Origin of the sequence: Bradyrhizobium sp. 195 (genome assembly GCF_023101665.1) — a bacterium.
Classification (GTDB): domain Bacteria; phylum Pseudomonadota; class Alphaproteobacteria; order Rhizobiales; family Xanthobacteraceae; genus Bradyrhizobium.
Window position 1 is genome coordinate 2,373,289 of the sequence record NZ_CP082161.1, and the last position, 18,161, is coordinate 2,391,449.

Annotated in this window: 16 protein-coding genes; 6 read left to right on the forward strand and 10 right to left on the reverse strand. The window is 64.5% G+C overall.

Annotation, left to right across the window (positions count from 1 at the left end; translation table 11 throughout):
- Positions 1–25: 25 nt before the first annotated feature.
- Together IVB26_RS10990 and IVB26_RS10995 are read right to left on the reverse strand one after the other, a co-directional pair.
- Complete coding sequence (locus IVB26_RS10990) at positions 26–1,369, reverse strand: multidrug effflux MFS transporter (RefSeq protein WP_247971673.1); 1,344 nt, start codon at positions 1,367–1,369, stop codon at positions 26–28.
- A 309-nt stretch (positions 1,370–1,678) separates the two neighbouring features.
- Positions 1,679–3,508, reverse strand: a complete 1,830-nt coding sequence (locus IVB26_RS10995) for an aminopeptidase P family protein (RefSeq protein ID WP_247971674.1) — start codon at positions 3,506–3,508, stop codon at positions 1,679–1,681.
- Positions 3,509–3,694: 186 nt separating this feature from the next.
- Here IVB26_RS10995 and IVB26_RS11000 point away from each other — a divergent pair, with 186 nt between their 5' ends.
- Positions 3,695–3,874 (forward strand): hypothetical protein, encoded by a 180-nt coding sequence (locus tag IVB26_RS11000; protein ID WP_247971675.1) that lies wholly within the window; start codon positions 3,695–3,697, stop codon positions 3,872–3,874.
- A 119-nt stretch (positions 3,875–3,993) separates the two neighbouring features.
- On the opposite strand, the gene IVB26_RS11005 is transcribed toward IVB26_RS11000, so the two are convergent.
- Complete coding sequence (locus IVB26_RS11005; protein ID WP_247971676.1) at positions 3,994–4,896, reverse strand: 50S ribosomal protein L11 methyltransferase; 903 nt, start codon at positions 4,894–4,896, stop codon at positions 3,994–3,996.
- A gap of 163 nt (positions 4,897–5,059) precedes the next feature.
- Here IVB26_RS11005 and IVB26_RS11010 point away from each other — a divergent pair, with 163 nt between their 5' ends.
- The gene (locus IVB26_RS11010) at positions 5,060–5,215 is read left to right on the forward strand and encodes a Flp family type IVb pilin (RefSeq protein ID WP_404979164.1); all 156 of its coding nucleotides are present in this window, start codon (positions 5,060–5,062) and stop codon (positions 5,213–5,215) included.
- A gap of 280 nt (positions 5,216–5,495) precedes the next feature.
- On the opposite strand, the gene IVB26_RS11015 is transcribed toward IVB26_RS11010, so the two are convergent.
- Positions 5,496–7,106, reverse strand: coding sequence for a phytoene desaturase family protein (locus IVB26_RS11015; protein WP_247971677.1), 1,611 nt, complete (start codon positions 7,104–7,106; stop codon positions 5,496–5,498).
- 238 nt (positions 7,107–7,344) lie between these two features.
- On the opposite strand from IVB26_RS11015, the gene IVB26_RS11020 reads away from it, so the two are divergent.
- Positions 7,345–9,624, forward strand: a complete 2,280-nt coding sequence (locus IVB26_RS11020; protein ID WP_247971678.1) for a class I SAM-dependent methyltransferase — start codon at positions 7,345–7,347, stop codon at positions 9,622–9,624.
- A 145-nt stretch (positions 9,625–9,769) separates the two neighbouring features.
- Here IVB26_RS11020 and IVB26_RS11025 read toward each other — a convergent pair whose 3' ends face one another.
- Together IVB26_RS11025 and IVB26_RS11030 are read right to left on the reverse strand one after the other, a co-directional pair.
- Complete coding sequence (locus IVB26_RS11025; protein WP_247971679.1) at positions 9,770–10,753, reverse strand: glycerophosphodiester phosphodiesterase; 984 nt, start codon at positions 10,751–10,753, stop codon at positions 9,770–9,772.
- A 72-nt stretch (positions 10,754–10,825) separates the two neighbouring features.
- On the reverse strand, positions 10,826–11,623 hold the full coding sequence (locus IVB26_RS11030; RefSeq protein ID WP_247971680.1) for a L,D-transpeptidase: 798 nt from the start codon (positions 11,621–11,623) through the stop codon (positions 10,826–10,828).
- A 314-nt stretch (positions 11,624–11,937) separates the two neighbouring features.
- Here IVB26_RS11030 and IVB26_RS11035 point away from each other — a divergent pair, with 314 nt between their 5' ends.
- A complete protein-coding gene (locus IVB26_RS11035; RefSeq protein WP_247971681.1) occupies positions 11,938–12,261 on the forward strand; it encodes a hypothetical protein in 324 nt (107 codons plus the stop codon).
- Between the two features lie 115 nt (positions 12,262–12,376).
- On the opposite strand, the gene IVB26_RS11040 is transcribed toward IVB26_RS11035, so the two are convergent.
- Positions 12,377–13,138, reverse strand: coding sequence for an ABC transporter permease (locus tag IVB26_RS11040; protein WP_247971682.1), 762 nt, complete (start codon positions 13,136–13,138; stop codon positions 12,377–12,379).
- The gene (locus IVB26_RS11045; protein ID WP_247971683.1) at positions 13,135–14,058 is read right to left on the reverse strand and encodes an ABC transporter ATP-binding protein; all 924 of its coding nucleotides are present in this window, start codon (positions 14,056–14,058) and stop codon (positions 13,135–13,137) included. The genes IVB26_RS11040 and IVB26_RS11045 overlap by 4 nt, the downstream gene beginning before the upstream one ends.
- 288 nt (positions 14,059–14,346) lie before the next feature.
- Between IVB26_RS11045 and IVB26_RS11050 the strand changes: the two genes are divergently transcribed.
- Complete coding sequence (locus IVB26_RS11050; protein WP_247971684.1) at positions 14,347–15,063, forward strand: hypothetical protein; 717 nt, start codon at positions 14,347–14,349, stop codon at positions 15,061–15,063.
- Here the strand turns inward: IVB26_RS11050 and IVB26_RS11055 are convergent.
- Positions 15,060–16,238: a cytochrome P450 gene (locus IVB26_RS11055; RefSeq protein WP_247971685.1), complete on the reverse strand. Its 1,179-nt coding sequence runs from the start codon at positions 16,236–16,238 to the stop codon at positions 15,060–15,062. The two genes, IVB26_RS11050 and IVB26_RS11055, sit on opposite strands and share 4 nt — an antisense overlap.
- Before the next feature lie 19 nt (positions 16,239–16,257).
- Complete coding sequence (locus IVB26_RS11060) at positions 16,258–17,463, reverse strand: ABC transporter substrate-binding protein (RefSeq protein WP_247971686.1); 1,206 nt, start codon at positions 17,461–17,463, stop codon at positions 16,258–16,260.
- 111 nt (positions 17,464–17,574) lie between these two features.
- On the opposite strand from IVB26_RS11060, the gene IVB26_RS11065 reads away from it, so the two are divergent.
- A complete protein-coding gene (locus IVB26_RS11065) occupies positions 17,575–18,054 on the forward strand; it encodes a MarR family winged helix-turn-helix transcriptional regulator (RefSeq protein WP_247971687.1) in 480 nt (159 codons plus the stop codon).
- Positions 18,055–18,161: the final 107 nt, after the last annotated feature.

An 18,161-nucleotide genomic window follows, 5' to 3' on the forward strand; every position in this document is an offset into this window, starting at 1 on the left:
GAGCGCAGCGAAGCAATCCAGAATCTTACCGCAGGTAGCAGTCTGGATTGCTTCGCTGCGCTCGCAATGACGCGGAGGAGCGCGCCACCCCCCACATCATCCCTGTCTCTTCTTCTTCCGCCTGCCCGATCAGCGCCTCGCTGACCACGACTTCGCGGCGGGGAACGACGAAGAACATCATGCAGGCACAGAGCAGCGAGATCGCCAGCACCGCGGCGGTCAGCGGCAGCGTCGTTGCCGAGTGACCGCCGAGATAGGCGCCGAATTGCGACATCAGCGCGCCAATCCCCTGCTGCAGAAAGCCCATGGCGCCCGACGCGGTGCCGGCGGCTTCGGGGCGGATGCTGATCGCGCCGGCCGCGGAATTCGCCATCACGAAGGCATTGCCGACCATCACGATCATCTGCGTGCCGAAGAGCCAGGCGGGCGCTTCGTTCCAGCCGGTAAAACTCCACAGCAAATTCAACAGGCTGCCGGCGAGCTGGAGCGCGAGCCCGAACCAGATCAGCTTCGCCAGCGAGTGCCGCGGCGCAAAGCGCACGCAGAGCAGATTTCCGACCAGATAGGCGAAACCGGTCGTGGCGAACCACGCGCCGTATTCGGCACTGGTTCGGCCCATCTGCGTCACGACGATGTAAGGCCCACCACCGGCAAAAGTGAAGATGATCTGGGACGCCAGCACCTGGCACATGACGTAGCCGATGAAGGCGCGGCTCTTGATCAGGGTGCCGACGTCGCTGCGAAAGCCGCCGCTGCCGACCGCGCGGTCGCGGCGCGTCTCCGGCAATGCGATCGCGATGCCAGCGGCGACAATGATCGCGGCGACGGTGATGACGTAGAAGATCGCGCGCCAGCCGAATGCGGTCTCGATCAGGCCGCCGGTGAGCGGCGAGACCATCTGGCCGATCATGAGCGCGGCGACCACGAGGCTGATCATGGACGCGACGCGGTCGCGCGCGTAGATGTCGCGGATGATGGCGCGGCTCACCACCATGCCGGAGGCGCCGCCGAGCGCCTGGAAGAAACGCGCTGCGATCAGTTGCGGCAGGGTTTCGGCGAAGATGCAGGCGATGCTCGCCACGACCATCAGCGCAAGGCCCCCGAGCAGCACCGGGCGCCGGCCGAACTTGTCCGACAATGGCCCCATGATGAGCTGCGACAGCGCGATGCCGACCATGTAGAGCGACACCGTCATCTGCGCGATCGAGATGTCGCGCCCGAACGTCGTCGCCAGCACGGGCAGCGCCGGAACCAGGATGTAGAGCGAGATCGGCGCGACCCCGGTCATGACGACGAGCAGCAGCAACACCACGCGCGAGGTCGCAAGGTTGGTTGCCGCTTTTGGCGGCTTGCTGATGATGCCGTGCATAAACGTCCGTCTTTCGAATTCAAATCGGACTGTAGCGGGCTCGCACAGGTCCGATATCGGCGTTTCGGAATGCGGCTATACGGATTCCGGGATGGTTATGATGCCGGAGTGATGGGCGTGCGTTGCATGCGCGGCATGTGCGCTGTCATTCCCCGCGGAAGCGGGGAATCCAGTACGCCGCGGCTTATCCGAACACGTTAGCCGTCTCTGGAATACTGGATGCCCCGCTTTCGCGGAGCATGACAGTTGTGCTGGAGAAGTAGCCTTGCGCAAATCGCGTAGCGCTATGCGCGCTACGAAACAGGAGCCCTAACCCGTCAGCTCCGCCGTCGCTTGATCGAGCCAGGCCTTCGTCGCCTCATCGAGCGCCGGCCGCACCTCGGCCCGAACGCGGGCGTGGTAGGCATTGAGCCAGGCGAGCTCATCCTCGCTCAGCATCGCTGCGTCGATGAGCCGGCGGTCGATCGGCGCCAGGGTCAGGGTCTCGAACGCGTTCATCGGCTTCTCGGCGCTCTTGATGTCGGCGGCGACGACCAGCTCGAGATTCTCGATGCGGATGCCGAAGCCGTCGGTCTTGTAGTAGCCGGGCTCGTTGGAGAGGATCATGCCGCGCTTCAGCGGCGTGGTCCCGAGCTTCGAGATCCGCGCCGGACCTTCGTGCACCGAGAGATAGCTGCCGACGCCATGGCCGGTGCCATGCTCGAAATCGACGCCGGCGGCCCAGAGGTATTGCCGTGCCAGCGTGTCGAGCTGCGCGCCCGTGGTGCCGTCCGGAAAGATCGCGCGCGCGATCGCGATATGGCCGCGCAGCACGCGGGTGAAGCGGTCGCGCATCTCGTCCGTCGGCTCGCCCACCGCCATGGTGCGTGTGACGTCGGTGGTGCCGTCTTCGTACTGCGCACCGGAATCGATCAGCAGCAGGTCGCCGGAGGCGATCCGCCGGTTGCTCTTGCGGGTGACGCGGTAGTGTACGATGGCGCCGTTCGGGCCGGTGCCGGAGATGGTCGGAAACGACACGTCCTTCAGCGCGCCGGTGTCGCGGCGAAACGTTTCCAGCGCCTCGACCGCGTCGATCTCGGTGAGCTTGCCGCTTGCGGCCTCGCGGTCGATGAAGGCGAGGAAGCGCGCCAGCGCCACGGCGTCGCGCCGATGCGCCGTCTGCGTGCCCTTGATCTCGGTCGCGTTCTTGACCGCTTTGAGCAGTGCAATCGGATCGCTGCCGCGCACCGGCTTGCCGCCGGCGCCCGCGATCAGCCGACTGATTGCGTCGGCCGCGGTGGCGCTGTCGAGCGCGATCGATCCGCCGCTCTTGGCCAGCGCCATCAGCGTCGGCGCCATCGCGTCGGGCTCGCGCACGTCGGCGGCCTGCTCGAGATGGTCGCGCGTGAGGTTGGAGAGCTTGCGATGGTCGATGAAGATGGTGGGACGTCCGTCCTTCGGCACGAGGGCGTAGGACAGCGGCAGCGGGGTATGGGCGACGTCGGCGCCGCGGATGTTGAAGGTCCAGGCGACCGCGTGGCTGTCAGATAGCACCAGCGCATCGACACCGAGCTTTCCGATCTCGCTTCGGATCTGCGTCAGCTTCTCAGCCTCCGTAACGCCGGCATGTGCCAGTCCGTGGATGGCGACGGGGGCGAGCGGCGGCTGCGGGCGGTCCTGCCAGATCGCGTCGATTGGATTGCTGTCGACCGCAACCAGCTCGGCGCCGGCCTTGGCGCAGGCGGCGGACAGGCGTTCGGCTGCCGTAAAAGTGTGCAGCCATGGATCAAATCCAAGGCGGTCACCGGCTTTCAGATGCGCCGACACCCAGCTCTCCGGCGGCGGGTCAATCAGCGATTCCACGGCCCAGGCCTTTGCATCGACCTGCTTGGCGGCCTGAAGCGTGTAGCGGCCGTCGACGAACAATGCGGCCTCCCGGGTCAGAACCACCGCGAATCCCGCCGAACCCGTGAACCCGGTCAGCCAGGCCAGCCGCTCTTCCGACGGCGGCACATATTCGTTCTGCTGCTGATCGGCGCGTGGAATGACGAAGCCGGTCAGCTTGCGGCGGGCGAGTTCTTCGCGAAGTGCGGCCAGCCGTGCGGTCAATGCGACGCCGGCCTCCGGCTCCTCGAATGTCTGGAAGTGTGCTTCGAACATGGTGGATCACTTTAGGATCATGGGGACGAGTCCGCAATCTGGGCGCATTTGCGTCGCATCTGGCATGGACCGTGCTTGAAATGGTTCCACTCGAGTCGAGTGGAGTAAGGATGCTGCAGTCGCGCTTTGTCCGGATAACAGGGAAATTCGAGCAGGTGGTTCATCTCAACGATGAGGGGACACACGATGCCAGCGTTCACGTTTGAGAAGATTTCGCCGCCGGTGCGTCGGGCTCCGACTCCGGCGGCACCGAAGAAGCCGCGCAGCGTCATCAGCCAGATGATCGACCGCATCGCCGAGCGCCGCGCAAGGCGTACGTTGCAAGACGAGCACGCGATGCGCCGCGACGAGAAGCTGGCGGAGTAGCGGCATCGATGATGCCGAAGGGTGGGCGAACTTCGTAGGGTGGGCAAAGGCGCGAAGCGACGTGCCCACCATCTCTCTCGGTCGCAAAAAGTGCGTGGGCACGCTTCGCTTTGCCCACCCTACGGCACCGCTGGCCATCCCATCTTCCGCAGCAGCAAGCTGCTCCACCCCTCGATCCGCAGATGCTTCAACGGCACGAGGCCGCGCGCGCGGTAGGCGGCGATCACGGCGGGGGCCTGGTGCGTCAGCAGGCCGGAGAGGATGACGCGTCCGCCGGGCGCGAGATGCCGCGCCATCGGGCCCGCCAATTGCCTGAGCGGGTTGGCAAGGATGTTGGCCAGCACCAGGTCGAACGGACCGGCCTGGCTAAAATCCGGCGCGGCGAAGCCGGTGGCGCGAATCACCCGCACCAGGTTGCCAACTTCATTCAGCCCCGCATTCTCGGCCGCCACCCGCACCGACGGCGGGTCGATGTCGGAGGCGAGCACGTGGCGGTGCAATGCTTTCGCCGCGGCGATCGCCAGCACGCCCGTCCCGGTGCCGAGGTCGAGCAGGTTCCTCGGACGGGAACTCTTCAGGACATGGTCAAGCAGCAGTAAACAGCCGCGGGTGGTGCCGTGGTGGCCGGTGCCGAAGGCGAGCGCGGCCTCGATCTCGATCTTGAGCTTATTCGCCGTCACGCGGCCGCGGTCGTGGCTGCCGTGCACGACAAAACGGCCGGCCGGCACCGGGACGAGATCTTCCAGGCTGGCCTTGACCCAGTCCTTGGCCTCCATCGTGTCGAAGATGAGGGTATCGGCAATCTCATTTCCTGCCGAAGTTACAACGAGTTCGCGCAATAGCACCTGGTCGGGCGCCTCGGCGAAATGCAGCGTGACGTCCCATTGTCCGTCCGGGCGCTCGAAGGCGGCGACCGCCGCATCGCCCTCGAAAAATACCTCGGTGAGCACGTCGACGACGCGCCTGGCGTCGGCCTCGCTGCCGATCGAAAAGCTGGCGCGATGGGTCGGAGAAGGCTGCATTCAGGGTTCCGTTGAGTTCAATTTTTGGAACTTTTGTTCCCAATTTACCGCATAACTTGCGGTTCCCGGGTTAACCGGGACGTAGGCTGTGTCCCGTACATTTCCGGGTGTCGAATTAAGCCAATACAGCTCGGAATTGAAACGGAGGCGAGACTTGAAAAGCATGATTCAGAAGTTCTGGTCGGATGAGTCCGGTGCAACCGCGATCGAGTACGGCCTGATTGCCGCGGGCATCGCTCTGGCGATCATCACCGTGGTGAACAACCTGGGCACCACCCTGAACGATAAGTTCACTTCGATTAGCACCTCCTTGAAGTAATTTCCGCCCCATTTCCCAGCGGGGGCTGTTTTTCTTTTGAGGCTATTCCTGATCACCGCCCGCGAGGGGATTCCCCTGGCGGGCGAGGTCGTTTTTTGGCGAGCGCTTTCGATATTCACAGATTGTCCGCTGCTTGACGGGACGCTATCCACCGGCTTCTCCCGCCATTGTCCCTGCGATCTTCCACCGACTTTCCCCAGGGCGCCTCGACGTTTTGGTCGAGCATCGGTCGGTCTTTCCACAGACCATTCAACAGCCCGTCCACAAGAGATCCACAGACCTATCCACGGCTTCCGAACAGCGAGCGGTGATCCCTTAAGATCGCCTGCGCGGCGTTATGGCCGGGGGCACCGGTGACGCCGCCGCCGGGATGGGCGCCGGAGCCGCAATGGTAGAGGCCCCTGAGCGGCCCGCGATAATCGGCGTGGCCCAGCATCGGCCGTGCCGAGAACAACTGGTTCAAGGTCAGCGCGCCGTGGAAGATGTCGCCGCCCAGCAGCCCGAACTGCCGTTCGAGATCGAGCGGGGACAGGATCTGGCGGCCGAGCACGCTTCCCGCAAAACCCGGCGCGTATTGATCCACCGTCGCGATCATGAGATCGGCGACCTCGTCGCGATGGTCGTCCCACGACTTTCCGGCGGGAAGCCTAGGAGCAACGTGCTGGCAGAACAGGCTGGCGACGTGCTTTCCCGCAGGCGCCAGCGTGTCGTCGAGCGTGGAGGGGATCAGCATCTCGACGACCGGCTCCCGGCTCCAGCCTTGCGCACGCGCATCGAGATAGGCGCGGTCCATGTAGTCGAGGCTCGGCGCCAGGATGATGCCGGATGAGAGATGATCGCCTTCGCCCGGCAGCGCCGTGAAGGAGGGCAGTCGGTCCAGCGCCACGTTCATGCGAAAGGTGCCGGAGCCGTTCTTCCAGTGCCGGATGCGTGCGAGGAAGTCCGCAGGGAGTGCCTCGGCCGCGACCAGGTGCGTGTAGAGCAGCTTTGGATTGACATTGGCCGCGACATATTTCGCGCGGATCGTCTCGCCGTTTTCCAGCACAATTCCGACGGCGCGGTCGCGCTCGACGATGATCTCGCGGACGCCCGCGTCGGTGTCGATCACAGCGCCACGGTCGCCTGCCGCGCGCGCCATCGCTTGCGTGATCGCGCCCATGCCGCCGATGGCATGGCCCCAGACGCCCTTCTTGCCGTTCACCTCGCCGAAGGCGTGATGCAGCATCACATAGGCCGAGCCGGCGGCGTAGGGGCTGGCATAGTTGCCGACGATGGCGTCGAAGCCGAACAGCGCCTTGACCAGATCATGCTCGAAGCGCTCGTCCAGCATCTCGCCGGCCGAGCGGGTGAAGAGATCGAGCAGGCTACGGCTCTGTTCCAGGGTGAGACCCCGCAGGATGTTGGCGGTCTTCCAGGCGTTGACGCCTTCGCGGACGGCCGCCGTGCCAAAACCGTCGACGAGGTTCGGCGGCGCGCGCAGCACGAACTGCCTGAGCACGTCGGCGATGTCTTCCAGCTCGCGTGAAAACCCCTCGAGCGCGACCGCGTCATGCGCGCTCAACCGCGCGACTGATGCCTGCGTCCGTCCCTCGCCGGTGAGGAGATAGCTGCCGTCAGGCGCGGGCAGGAAATTCTGGGCGCGCCGTTCGACGATCCGCAGGCCCTGCTCGGCGAGCTTGAGGTCACGGATCACCTGCGGATTGAGCAGGCTCACGGTGTAGGCCGCGACCGAATTGCGGAATCCCGGGTGAAACTCCTCGGTGACCGCGGCACCGCCGACCACCTTGCGGCGCTCGACCACGCGCACGCGCAGGCCCGCCATCGCGAGATAGGCTGCGCAGGTGAGGCCGTTATGGCCCGCGCCGATGATGACGACGTCGGTTTCGCTCATGATCAGTTCAAGTCCAATCCACCGTCATTCCGGGCGTTGCGGAGCGCGACTACGGTGGGGGGTCCGCACCGGAGAATCTCGAGGTTCCGGGTTCGATGCTTCGCATCGCGCTGGAACGACATCTGTATATCAGGCATTTCTCGCGGCAACATCACGACCCCCTTTATTGCCCGTTCAGGCGCCTTGTGCTCCATTGCGCGCGTCCGGCGCCCGCCGGGGAATGTTTGCCGGAGCGCTCATGGATTCGATCGTGCAACCTGCCGCCACGGAGCAGCCGTCTTCGTCGCGCAACCGGCTGCTGCTGACGGTCTACACCGCGGCGATCTTCGTCAGCGCTCTGCTGTTGTTCTCGGTGCAGCCGCTGTTCACGAAAATGGTGCTGCCGCGGCTCGGCGGCTCGCCGGCGGTGTGGTCGGTGGCAATGGTGTTCTTCCAGTCGCTGCTGCTGGCGGGCTACGCCTATGCGCATCTGCTGATGCAGGCGAGGCGCCGCATCGTTCCGGTCGCGGTGCATCTGGTGCTGCTGATCGCGGCCTTCGCCACGCTGCCGCTCGGCATCGCCTCCGCCTATGGCGAGCCGCCCGCTTCGGGCTATGCCTTCTGGCTGCTCGGCCTGTTCGTGGTCTCGATCGGCCTGCCGTTCTTTGCGCTCGCCGCGAACAATCCGCTGCTGCAAGCCTGGTTCGTCCGCACCGGCCATCCGGCCGGACACGATCCCTACTTCCTCTATGCCTCCTCCAACATCGGCAGCTTCCTTGCGCTGTTGTCCTATCCGTTCCTGCTGGAGCCGATATTCACGCTGCACACGCAGAACCGGTTCTGGACCGCCGGCTATGGCCTGCTGATCCTCCTGATCGGCGCCTGCGGTGTGCTGTTGTTGCGCTCGCCGAAGCTGGCTGAGGTCGATGCGCGAGCCGAGGACGCGCATGCGCCGGCGCCGGGCTTCGTGACGCGGCTGCGCTGGATCTTCCTCGCCGCCGTGCCGTCGGGCCTGCTCATCGCCGTCACAGCGCACATCTCGACCGACGTCGCGGCGGCGCCGCTGCTATGGGTGCTGCCGCTGTCGCTGTATCTGCTCACCTGGGTGGTGGTGTTCCAGTCGCGGCCGCTATTGCCGCACAAATGGATGCTGATGCTGCAGCCGGTCGCGATCGCGGGCGTCGTCGTCCTGCTGGCCTTCGGCGGCGAGCAGAACCTGCTGCTGACGCTCGGCGGTCATCAGCTCTGCTTCTTCGTCATCGCCATGGCGTGCCATGGCGAGCTGGCGCGGACGCGGCCGGCCGCCAAATATCTCACCGGCTTCTATGTCGCGCTGTCGTTCGGCGGCATGGTCGGTGGCCTGTTCGCGGGGCTGCTCGCGCCGTTCACCTTCTCGTGGATCGCCGAATATCCGATCCTGATCGCGCTTGCTGCGCTGTGCCGGCCGCTTGCGAACGAGCGGCTTGCGGGCATCGTCAAATGGTATTGGCTCGCACTCGCCGCGCTCGCGGTGGCGCTCGTCGTGCCGTCCACCACCACGGGCGGCCTCTCGACCTGGTTCGAAGATCACCGCGTCTGGGTCGCTGGCAGCGTCGGCGTGCTCGCAGCGCTGCTCGCGCTGGCGCTCAACGCCGGCCGCTGGAAGATTTTTGCGACCGTCGCGCTCGCGCTGGCGTTGATCCGGGTTTATCCGGCGGACGAGGGCCGCGTCACCACGGTGCGCAGCTTCTTCGGCGTGCACAAGATCGTGGTGACGCCCGGTGGCTATTTCCATGTGCTGATGCACGGCACCACCATCCACGGCGCCGAGCGTTTCCGCAACAATGACGGCACGCCGGTCGCTGGCCGGCCCGAGCCGATCACCTATTATCACAAGGATGGCGGCATTGGTCAGGCCGTCAGCGCGATCCGCGAGCGCAAAGCTACGCCGCTCAAGGTCGCCGCAATCGGCGTCGGATCGGGCACGCTCGCCTGTGCGGCCGCGCCTGGCGAGGACTGGACATTTTTTGAGATCGACCAGTCGATGGTCGATGCCGCGCGTGATCCCAAAAATTTCCGCTACATCTCGAACTGCCTGCCGGACATGAAACCGGTGATCGGCGATGCGCGCCTCACCTTCGCCAAGGAGCCCGACGGCGCCTACGACCTCATCATCGTCGATGCCTATTCGTCGGATGCGATCCCGATCCATCTTGCCACCGAAGAGGCGATGAAGATCTACAAGGATAAGCTCGCGCCGCACGGTGCCGTGGTCATGCACGTCTCCAACCGCCACCTCGATCTCGAGACCGTCGTGGTCGGCATTGCGGATGCCAACGATCTCAAGAGCTGGGTCTTCAATGAGGATTCGGGACGCGATGGTGACTACATTTTCTCGACCGACGTCGTCATCTCCGCGCGCGAGGATGCCGATATCGGCCGGCTCGCCGCCTCCAAATCATGGGAGCAGACCGAAGCCGACGACAGGGTGCGGGTCTGGACCGACGACTATTCCAACATCCTGGGCGCGCTTTATCGGCGTTTGAGGGACGGGGAGTAGAGCTGCAAGTCTGGGTGCTTTGTGCCCCGGCTGCGCAGCACGAAGTGATGCGCTGCAGAGCCGGGGCCCATGCTGCGGCGTTCTGGGTCCCGGCTCTGCGGAGCAGCGTTGCACGCTGCACCGCGTCCGGGACACGAGAGCGATTCTACGGCTCGACCGGCGTCCCCGCCGGCAGCGCAATTCCGTTCTCGCCCGCGACGGCTCTCAACAGGTCCGGCCTGTCCGAGATCATGCCGTCGACGCCGAGCTCGATCATCCGCGTCATGTCTTCGCGCTTGTTGACCGTCCACACCACCACGCGCAATCCGAGGTCGTGGGCCTCCGAGATGAGCGCGGCGGTCACATCGCCGAAATAGGGCGACCAGATCGCACCGCCCGCAGCCTTGATCGTCCACGGCAGCGAACCGCCGTGATCGGCCGGGCTGAAGCCCGCCGTCCAGTTGGTGGCCTTGTCCAGCGCCACCGTCTGGCCTGAGCCGCGCTGGAGCGTCAGGTACACCGTCGGGATCTTCGGAGCCTGTTGCTGGACGAGCTGCAAGGTTCTCCAGTCGAAGGACTGGATCATGACCCTGTCGGAAAACGTTTCGGTCTCGATCAGTCCCAGTAGCTTTGCGACAAAGGCTTGCGGGTCGAGGGATTGGTCCGGATGGTTCGGATCGATCTTGGTCTCGATGTTCAAGCGTACACGCGAGTTGCCGGATTTTCGCACCAGCGCGAACAGCTCGCTCAGGGTGGGAATGCGTGTCCCCGGCAGGGCCCGCTGGTCGGGGAATTGTTTCGCATAGGCGCTGTCCGGCCGGATCTGGCCGACGTCATAGGTCCTGACCTCGTCGAGGCGCAGCTTCACGAGCGGGGTGCCGGGTGCGGCGACGTAGGCACCGCCTGCATCGCGCGCGAGATCAGGATTGAGCCCGCGCTCGTGCGAGACGACGACCTCGCCGTCCGCGGTCACGCCGACGTCGAGCTCCAGCGTGTCCACGCCCATCGACAGCGCGTTGGCGAAGGCCGGCAGGGTGTTTTCCGGCAATAGCGCCCGCCCGCCGCGATGCGCCTCGAGGTCGAATCCCATGGCTTGTCCCGCCATCAGAATCGAGAACACGGTCACGATGGTCGCGGCACGTGATGGCATGGTGCCTCGAAGGGATATCTGCTGCTCGTGCTAATCGGCGAGAGCGGTCGATGGCGACCGCGGACGGCCGCGTCAGTTCTGATAGTAATAGCCGCGAGGCTGATAAACCTGCCGGGGCTGTGGCTGATAATAGCCCTGCTGACCGCCGTAGCCCTGATTGTAGTATTGCTGCGGCTGCTGCTGATAGACCTGCGCGTCGTAGAGCGGACGGTTGGCCGAGCGCGGCGCGGGATAGCGCGCGCCGGTGTCGCTGCCGTCAGCGGGATAGATGTAGTTGTCGTCCTGCGGCATGTAGCGGCGGGCAGGCTGCGCCGGCGGTGTCAGGTTCACGGGATCGCCTGTGGTGGCGTATTGCTCCTCAGTGGGCTGCTGCGGAGCTCGCGCCACCGCAGTGTTGGCGCGGCCACGCGGATTACGTGCCAGGGCCACTTGCGACGAGCCGGTCAGCGTCACCGTGGTGTTGAGCACGCCTTGCTGCTGCACCAGCGCATAGAGCGTCGAGGCATTCTGGCGCGACAGCCGCACGCAGCCATGGGAGGCGGGCGAGCCGAGGCGGCCAACCGAGTCCGTACCGTGGATGGCGTGACCTACTTTGGTGAAGAAGATCGCGTGCGGCATCGGCGCGTCGTCGAATTCCTTGGAGTAGTGATCCTCTTCCATCCGGAAGGTACGGAACGCGCCGCTCGGCGTCTCGCGCGAGGGGATGCCGGTCGACACCGGCCAGTGATAGCGCGCCACGCCGTCGACGGCGACGGTCATCTGCTGGTTGTCCTTGTCGACGGTGATCTCGACCTTGGCCTGCGCGGTGCCCGCGCTCAAAAGCATCAGGGATGTGAAAGCAATGAAAAATGAACGTATCTGGAAACGCATTTGAATTCTGGCCTCCGGCCTGTTCACGCTAGGCGCCGCGGCTCTCTGTCCCCGGCGTCCAATATGCCTGCAATCCGGCTTTGGTTCCAGCGGCCTGCCTGCCCATCGTTAACGCGACGGCGGGCGTAAGCAAGGCCGCTTTGTGCCGCGTAGCTTGCGGCGGCGCTGACATTTTCGCGAGCGGCGCGCGTGCACAACGCCGACAATTCGTCACAAAGGCGCAACCATTCCGCCGCTCGGTGCGTTGATGATCGCCTACCTTTGACAGGCGCGCTCGCCGCCATTCACCCCGCATGATGCCCCTGGGACCGAAGATGAACAAAGCCCGTCTCGCCGCCGTGCCTTTGCCGGCCAGTTTGCCCGGCCGCCTGCTGTTCGCAGCTGCCCTTCTGCTCGCGCTGTTGTCACTGCCGCAAGCCGGCCACGCCCAGGGCATCGTACGCGGCGCCCAGGAAGGCTCCTATGAAGGTAACCGGATCGCCGGCCCCGTGGGCGGCGCTGTTGGAGGCGTCGTCGGTGCCGGTGTCGGCGGCGCCGTTGGCGCAGTCGAGGGCGTGCTTGGAATTCCCCACCGTCATTACCGCCACCGCTGCCGCGGCTATTATCACGGATATCACCACTTCCATTGCTATAGGTGATGGCCACCGCCGTCATTCCGGGGCGCGCGTAGCGCGAGCCCGGAATCCATCAGGCAGCAGAGTTAGTGGATGAATGGATTCCGGGCTCGTGCTTCGCACGCCCCGGAATGACAGCTCAATTCTTCAGCCGGTACCCCGTCCTGAAAATCCACCAGATCACGACCAGGCAGATCACTAGGAACGCCACCGTCATGCCGATGCTGACGGACACGCTGACATCCGAGATCTCATAGAAGCTCCAGCGGAAGCCGGAGATCAGATAGACGACCGGGTTGAGCAGCGCCACCGTGCGCCAGGTGGGCGGCAGCATGTCGATGGAATAGAAGCTGCCGCCGAGGAAGGTCAGTGGCGTCACCACCAGCATCGGGATCATCTGCAGCTTTTCGAACCCATCGGCCCAGATGCCGATGATGAAACCGAACAGGCTGAACGTTACCGCCGTCAGCACCAGGAAGGCCAGCATCCAGACCGGGTGCTGGATGTGCAGCGGCACGAACAGACCGGCTGTTGCCAGGATGATGAGGCCCAAAATGATCGATTTGGTCGCGGCGGCACCGACATAGCCGAGCACGATCTCGAAATAGGAGATCGGCGCCGACAGGATCTCGTAGATCGTGCCGGTGAATTTCGGAAAGTAGATGCCGAACGAGGCGTTGGCGATGCTCTGGGTCAGCACCGAGAGCATGATCAGGCCCGGCACGATGAAGGTGCCGTAGCTGACGCCCTCGACCTGGCTGATGCGCGAGCCGATCGCGGCGCCGAACACCACGAAATACAGCGAGGTGGAAACCACCGGCGAGACGATGCTTTGCAGCAGCGTGCGCCAGGTGCGCGCCATTTCGAACAGATAGATGGCGCGGATGGCGCGGTGGTTCATGACGTCCTCACGAGATCGACGAAGATGTCCTCGAGCGACGATTGCGTCGTATCGAGATCGTTGAAGCGGATGCCGGCGGTGCGGAGATCGCCGAGCAGGCTGGTGATGCCGGTGCGCTCGCCCTTGGTGTCGTAGTCGTAGACCAGCGTCGCGCCGGCATCGCAGAGTTCGAGCTCGTAATGGCTGAGGCTTTCCGGCAGCGACGTGATCTTGTTCTGCAGATGCAGCGTCAGCCGCTTCTTGCCGAGCTTCTGCATCAAGGTCGTCTTGTCCTCGATCAGCACGATCTCGCCCTTGTTGATGACGCCGATGCGGTCGGCCATCTCCTCGGCTTCCTCGATGTAATGCGTGGTGAGGATGATGGTGACGCCGGACTGCTGGAGGGTGCGCACCACCTCCCACATGCCCTTGCGCAGCTCGACGTCGACGCCGGCGGTCGGCTCGTCCAGGAACAGGATCTGCGGCTCGTGCGACAGCGCTTTGGCGATCATCACGCGGCGCTTCATGCCGCCGGACAGCGTGATGATCTTGTTGTCCTTCTTGTCCCAGAGCGAGAGGTCCTTCAACACCTTCTCGATATGGGCAGGATTCTTCGGCTTGCCGAACAGGCCGCGGGAGAAGCTCACGGTGGCCCACACACTCTCGAAGGAGTCGGTGTGCAATTCCTGCGGCACGAGTCCGATCAGCGAGCGCGCCTTGCGGAAGGAGGTCCGGATGTCTTCGCCGCCGACGAGGACGCGGCCTTCGCTGGCATTGGCGATGCCGCAGATGATCGAGATCAGCGTGGTCTTGCCCGCACCGTTGGGACCGAGCAGCGCGAAGATCTCGCCGCGCTTGATATCGAGATTGACGTTCTTGAGCGCCGTGAAGCCGGACCCATAGGTCTTGGACAGATTGGCGACGGAAATGATTGAGGACATGATGGCCGCAAGGCTGGGGGCAAAGGCTGGGAGGGGAGGCTGGAACCGTCCGGGGAGGGAGGTCAGCGGAGCCCTGAAATAGGAACGCACTTGCCCGGCCGCAATTGCCCGGGGAAAAATGGTCCCAAAACAGGCCCTTTGGTGGCATGTTTCAGGCAGGTGTGTTGCGCGATGGTCACGGGCTGTGGCTAAGATTGCCGTTCACGTGCCTCTTTGTTGCGTCTGCGAGCAGGCCGTGGCTACGATTCCGGCCAATCGCAAAGCGTATTGTCCCCAGGGAATAGATCGATGAGACCGAACGGCCGTCACACCGCCGGCGCCAGCCAGTTGTCCGCCCTCCGCGTGTGGGCGATGTGCCTGCTCCTGCTGTCAGCTATTGTTATCAACCCGACCACCGCCAAGGCCGCGCCCAGCCAGGCCGCGGCCGCGACCACGCATGTCTACCTGCTTCGCGGTGTGCTCAACATTTTCTCGCTTGGGCTCGACACGATCGGTGCCCGGCTCCAGGCGCAGGGCGTCCCGGTGACCGTCGCCAATTTCGTCTCCTGGTCCTCGCTCGCCGATGAAGCCGCGACCGCTTACAAGGCCGGCCGGCTCAAGACCATCGTCCTGGTCGGCCATTCCTCCGGCGCGACCGCGCTGCCCGACATGATCGCGAAACTCAATCGGCTCGGCGTGCCCGTGAAGCTCGCGATCGGCCTCGACTCCGTGTTCAAGACCAGGCTCTCGACCGGCGCGGAGCGTTACATCAACATCTATATCGGCGATGGTCCCGGCGAGCCGGTGAAGCGCGCCGACGGTTTCCGCGGCAAGCTCGACAATGTCGACGTGCGCGGCACTGGCGTCGGCCATATCTCGATCGACAAGAACGAGGCGATCCAGCGCCGCGTCATCGCCGAGATCGACGCAGCGATCATGCGCTCACGCGCCCCGGCGCCGGTTGCCGAACCCGGCGCACCGCGTCCCGCGCGCGCAGCGGCCGCGACGGCTCCGGCAAGGAACTAGGCAGCCGTCACCCGCACCGGCATGCTCGCGAGCCCGCGCAGCGAGTTATTGAGCCTGCGCTTCGGCTCCGCCGTGAGCTCGATGGTCTTCACGCGCCTCGCGAGCTCGCTGAAGATCAATTCGCCTTCCAGGCGCGCGATCATCTGACCGACGCAGGCGTGGATGCCTGCGCCGAAGCCGACATGCCCGGTCGCGACCCGTTCCACCTCGAAACGGTCCGGTTTGTCCCAACGCGCGGGATCGCGGTTGGCGGAGGCCATGAACAGCAGCACCTTGCGGTGTGCCGGGATCACGCCGCCACCGATCTCGACGTCGCGCGAGGTGGTGCGAAAGAACGTCTGTATCGGTGAATCGTAACGCAGGCCCTCCTCGAAAGCATTGCGCGCCAGCTCAGGCCGGTGATGCAGCTTGCGATATTCCTCCGGATGGTTCGCGAGCGCGAGCAGGGTGTTGCCGATGCCGTTGACGGTGGTATCGATCCCCGCGGTGAGGAACGGACGCACCAGATGCGTCGCCTCGTGCTCGGTGATCTCGCCGTCGTCGGCGGCCTGGTAGATCATCATGCCGAGGCTGTCGGGCTGTAGCGCAGCTCGCGCGCAACATTCCATGATCCAGCTCTGCGCCGCCAGGCCCGCCTTGCGCGACGCGGCCTGGATCTCGTTGTCAGGGCCGAAGCTGTCGAACACGAACGTGCTCCAGGCCAGCAGCTTCTCGCGGCCGTCCGGCCGGATGCCGATCGCATCCGGAAACACCTTCATCGGATAGGCCTCGGCAAGATTGGTCACGGCATCGAACGTGCCCTTGTCGATCAGCTCCGAAACTTTTCTCTCCGCTTCCTGCTGGAACGTCTCGCGCAGTTTCCTGGCAACGCCCGGAGACAGCGTGCGGCCGAGCACCCGCCGGCCCTTGTCATGGTCCGGCGGATCGATCTGCAGCGTCAGCGGCTTTGGCAGCGCCGGGTTCATCCCGTGGAGCCCGACGCCCTCCCCACTGATGAAGGTCTTCCAGTCCTTCAGGGCCGGCTCGACCTCGGCATAGCCTGCCATCGCCCACACGCCGTAGCGTTCCAACGCGAATGCGGGCCCGAGCGCCCGTAGCGCCTCATAGGCGGGATAGGGGTCGATCAGGAAGTCAGGCGCAAACGGGTCGACCGGACTGGATGCAATGCCGCTCATGGTCAGCTCCCAGCCGCTATTACTTGGTCAGCGGGCAGTGGCCTTCGCTCTCGGAGCGGAATGCGTCCTCGCCTTTGATCGTGGCGACGACCTTCAGCAGATCCCAGGCCGAATGCGACTCCTCGGGGGCCTTGACCTGGAGCAGGTAGAGCGGATGGATCTTGCGTCCGTCCTTGCGGATATTGCCCTTGCCGAACAGCGGATCGTCGGTCGGCAACTCCTTCATCGCCGCGACCACGGCCTTGCCGTCCTTGGCGCCGCCGACCTTGTCGACGGCCTTGAGATAGTGAATGACCGAGGCATAGACGCCGGCCTGCATGTCGTTCGGATAGGCCTTCGAGGGAATGCGTTCGGCGAAGCGTTTGGCGAAAGCACGCGTGCCGTCGTTCAGATCCCAATAGAACGGGTTCATGATCTGCGCGCCTTGCGCAAACTTCAGGCCGAGTGCGGGCAGGCCGTTCATGCCGAGGATCAATCCGACCAGCTTGCGGTCCTTGGTCAGCCCGAACTCGGCGGCCTGCTTCATCGAGGTGATGGTATCGTCGCCAGCATTGGCGAAGCCGACGACGTTCGCGCCCGACGCCTGGGCCTGGAGCAGGAAAGAGGCGTAGTCGGCCGTTCCCAGCGGATGCCGCACGCTGCCGAGTACCTCGCCGCCGGACGCCTTCACGGCCTCTGCGGCTTGCTTCTCGAGATCATGGCCGAAGGCATAGTCGGCGGTGATGAAGAACCACTTCTTGCCGCCCTGCTGCACGATCGCCTTGCCGAGACCGCGCCCATAGGCATAGGTGTCGTAGGTCCAGTGCACGGTGTTCGGCGTGCATTTCTCGCCGGTCAGGAGCACCGTTCCGGCGCCCGATCCGACGAAGACCTTGTTCTTCTCGGCGCTCATGCCGGCCACCGCCAGCGCGATCGACGAGTTCGGAAGGTCGAAGATCGCATCGACACCCTCGTTCTCGTACCAGCGCCGGGCGATACCGATGCCGATATCGGTCTTGTTCTGATGGTCGGCGGCGGCGACCTCGACCGGCTTGCCGGCGGCCTTTCCGCCATAGTCTTCGACCGCCATTTTGGCGGCCACGACCGAGCCGATGCCCTGATAGCTGGCGAACGGACCCGATTGGTCGTTCAGGATGCCGATCTTCACCACGTCCTGGGCGAATGCCGGTGCGGCCGTCAGCATTGCCGCCAACATGCATAGTTTATGCAGGAATTTGCTGTTCATTGTTCCCTCCCATGAGCGGTCTTGGTGCCGCTATATAATAGTTATATTTTATAGCTATTTCTGAGAGTGTCAATTCGGTCGACTTATGGTCGCCGCCGCGGATCGAGGATCATGAGCTCGAAAGCACTGAGACCCGGAGCCAAGTCCGCTCCGCCATCGGAGACACCGCTGGACCTGCGCGCGCTGCAGCGGACGCCCGGCTTCATGCTGCGCCTCGCTCAGCTGAAGTTCTTCGAAGCCTTCTACGAGGAGTTCGCCGCCTTGGGCCTGACTCCCGCGACCTATGCGATCTTCGCGATCATTCGCGATAATCCCGGCGTTCCCCCCAGCAGCCTCGCCAGCGTGCTCCGGCTACGCCTGCCGAACCTGATCAAGATCCTGAACGAGCTCGAATCATCCGGCTTCATCAAGCGCCATCGCTCGAAGTCCGATCGCCGCGCCGTCGAGCTGATGCTCACGCCAAGGGGCGCAAAACTCATTCAGGACGGGGCAAGGCTGACGCAGCCCTATAATGAACGGATGTTGGCGCCGCTCAGTCAGGCCGAGCAACGCACGCTGCTCGAACTGCTGAACCGGATTCTGCCGTTCTAGCCTTCGGGGAGCCGACCTGAGGCCGATCGTCGCAAAGCCCGTTACGCCCCGCGGATACGCGGCGGACCCAGAGGAGGCCGCCGGTTCCGTGCCCCAAAATCCACCCA

Coding starts and splice junctions, on each gene's coding strand:
- IVB26_RS10990 (WP_247971673.1), bottom strand. CDS start 1,369: ATGCACGGCATCATCAGCAAGCCGCCAAAAGCGGCAACCAACCTTGCG.
- IVB26_RS10995 (WP_247971674.1), bottom strand. CDS start 3,508: ATGTTCGAAGCACACTTCCAGACATTCGAGGAGCCGGAGGCCGGCGTC.
- IVB26_RS11000 (WP_247971675.1), top strand. CDS start 3,695: ATGCCAGCGTTCACGTTTGAGAAGATTTCGCCGCCGGTGCGTCGGGCT.
- IVB26_RS11005 (WP_247971676.1), bottom strand. CDS start 4,896: ATGCAGCCTTCTCCGACCCATCGCGCCAGCTTTTCGATCGGCAGCGAG.
- IVB26_RS11010 (WP_404979164.1), top strand. CDS start 5,060: ATGATTCAGAAGTTCTGGTCGGATGAGTCCGGTGCAACCGCGATCGAG.
- IVB26_RS11015 (WP_247971677.1), bottom strand. CDS start 7,106: ATGAGCGAAACCGACGTCGTCATCATCGGCGCGGGCCATAACGGCCTC.
- IVB26_RS11020 (WP_247971678.1), top strand. CDS start 7,345: ATGGATTCGATCGTGCAACCTGCCGCCACGGAGCAGCCGTCTTCGTCG.
- IVB26_RS11025 (WP_247971679.1), bottom strand. CDS start 10,753: ATGCCATCACGTGCCGCGACCATCGTGACCGTGTTCTCGATTCTGATG.
- IVB26_RS11030 (WP_247971680.1), bottom strand. CDS start 11,623: ATGCGTTTCCAGATACGTTCATTTTTCATTGCTTTCACATCCCTGATG.
- IVB26_RS11035 (WP_247971681.1), top strand. CDS start 11,938: ATGAACAAAGCCCGTCTCGCCGCCGTGCCTTTGCCGGCCAGTTTGCCC.
- IVB26_RS11040 (WP_247971682.1), bottom strand. CDS start 13,138: ATGAACCACCGCGCCATCCGCGCCATCTATCTGTTCGAAATGGCGCGC.
- IVB26_RS11045 (WP_247971683.1), bottom strand. CDS start 14,058: ATGTCCTCAATCATTTCCGTCGCCAATCTGTCCAAGACCTATGGGTCC.
- IVB26_RS11050 (WP_247971684.1), top strand. CDS start 14,347: ATGAGACCGAACGGCCGTCACACCGCCGGCGCCAGCCAGTTGTCCGCC.
- IVB26_RS11055 (WP_247971685.1), bottom strand. CDS start 16,238: ATGAGCGGCATTGCATCCAGTCCGGTCGACCCGTTTGCGCCTGACTTC.
- IVB26_RS11060 (WP_247971686.1), bottom strand. CDS start 17,463: ATGAACAGCAAATTCCTGCATAAACTATGCATGTTGGCGGCAATGCTG.
- IVB26_RS11065 (WP_247971687.1), top strand. CDS start 17,575: ATGAGCTCGAAAGCACTGAGACCCGGAGCCAAGTCCGCTCCGCCATCG.